The sequence below is a fragment of the Dietzia sp. B19 genome (genome assembly GCF_014145155.1).
Classification (GTDB): domain Bacteria; phylum Actinomycetota; class Actinomycetes; order Mycobacteriales; family Mycobacteriaceae; genus Dietzia; species Dietzia natronolimnaea.
In genome coordinates this window covers 1-1,457 of the sequence record NZ_JAALED010000479.1, presented here as the reverse complement: position 1 = coordinate 1,457, position 1,457 = coordinate 1, and the positions used below count along the sequence as shown (strand labels likewise).

The window sequence follows — 1,457 nt, the reverse complement described above, 5'->3', positions numbered from 1 at the left end:
GCGGCAGTGCCCAGGACCCGCGGCGACAGGTGGCGCACCATCCAGGCGGCGAACGGCGCGGCGATCACGCCGCCGACCAGCAGCGCGGCCGCGAACGCCCAGTTGATGCCGGCGGCGCCGAGGCCGAAGAGGAAGCCGATCGAGGCGCTCACCGCCACCACGAACTCCGAGGCGCTGATGGAGCCGACGACCTTCCGGGGCTCGACCCGACCCGACGAGAGCAGGGTGGTCGTTCCCACCGGGCCCCATCCGCCGCCACCGAACGCGTCGAGGGTTCCGCCGGCGAAGCCGAGTGGGACGAGGAAGCGCGCCGAGATCTGGCCGGAGAACTGGGGCCGCCTGCCGCCGAGTCGCAGGAAGCGATAGAGGACGTAGAAGCCGAGCACGAGCAGGAGCGAGGCGACGATGGGCTTGGCCGCCGCGCTGGACAGCCGGGTCAGCGCGGTCGCGCCGATGAAGGCACCCACCGCACCCGGTCCGGCGAGGATCGCGACGATGCGCCAGTCCACGTTCCCGAACTTGTGGTGGGAGATCCCCGAGGCGAGCGTGGTGCCGATCTGGGCGAAGTGCACGGCGGCGGACGCGGCGGCGGGGGCGATGCCGGCTGCCACGAGGATGGTCGTCGAGGTGACGCCGTATCCCATGCCGAGCGAGCCGTCGACCAGCTGAGCCAGGAGTCCGGCGAAGCCGAGGACGATCAGGGTGGGCACGGGGGGATCCTCCGACGTCGGTCGATGACACTGTCACTCCCGGTGGCCGCCTGTCGGGCGGAGGGAGAGACCCTCCGGCCATTAAGGCATTAAACCGAGCTGTTCAGTAGACATTAACATCTGACCGCGGTGGGAGCCACCGGTGAATCAGCGGATCCGGGCCCCGTCCGTCAGCGGGGCTCCCAGGCGTCGTCGTCGAGGGTGAGCGCGTGGACGTCGGGGGGCAGCCGGCCCTCGGCCAGATCCGAGAGCGACACCGCGTCCATGACCCGCCGCAGGGAGGCCCTCGAGGCGATCCACACGTGCTGGAGGACAGCGGCGCGCTCGTTGTAGTCGACCGCCTCGGGGCGTACGTCGTAGACGCTGACGAGGGGGCCGTCGACCGCGCGCAGGACGTCCGCGACGGTGACCGCCCCCGCGTCCTGGGCGAGCGTCCAGCCGCCGGTCTTGCCCCGCCTACTGGCCACGATGCCGGCCCGCCGCAGGTCCGACAGGATGGACTGGAGGAACCCGTGCGGGATGTCCTGCAGCCGCCCCAGTTCCTCGGCGCTGATCGGGTTCTCGCGGGGACCGTCGCCACCGTGATCCCGCTGCGCGTTCGCGAGTTCGACGAGCGCCCGCAGCGCGTAGTCCGATTTCGCGGTGACCCTCATGGGGACAGTCTCCCAGAGCGCCTCGCGCGCCGGGCGGGGGAGTGGCGAGGGGCGCCGGGCGGGCCCCCTATCCCCGCGCGGGCACGGGGTCGTG

2 protein-coding genes are annotated in these 1,457 nt (G+C 72.2%); both read right to left on the bottom strand.

Translation table 11 applies throughout. From position 1 onward, the window contains the following. The coding region (locus G6020_RS13270) for a TSUP family transporter (protein WP_182610943.1) at window positions 1-710 on the bottom strand (710 nt) is incomplete at its 3' end. A gap of 170 nt (window positions 711-880) precedes the next feature. Beyond that, window positions 881-1,363, bottom strand: coding sequence for an Rrf2 family transcriptional regulator (locus G6020_RS13265; RefSeq protein WP_179523228.1), 483 nt, complete (start codon window positions 1,361-1,363; stop codon window positions 881-883). Window positions 1,364-1,457 lie beyond the last annotated feature (94 nt).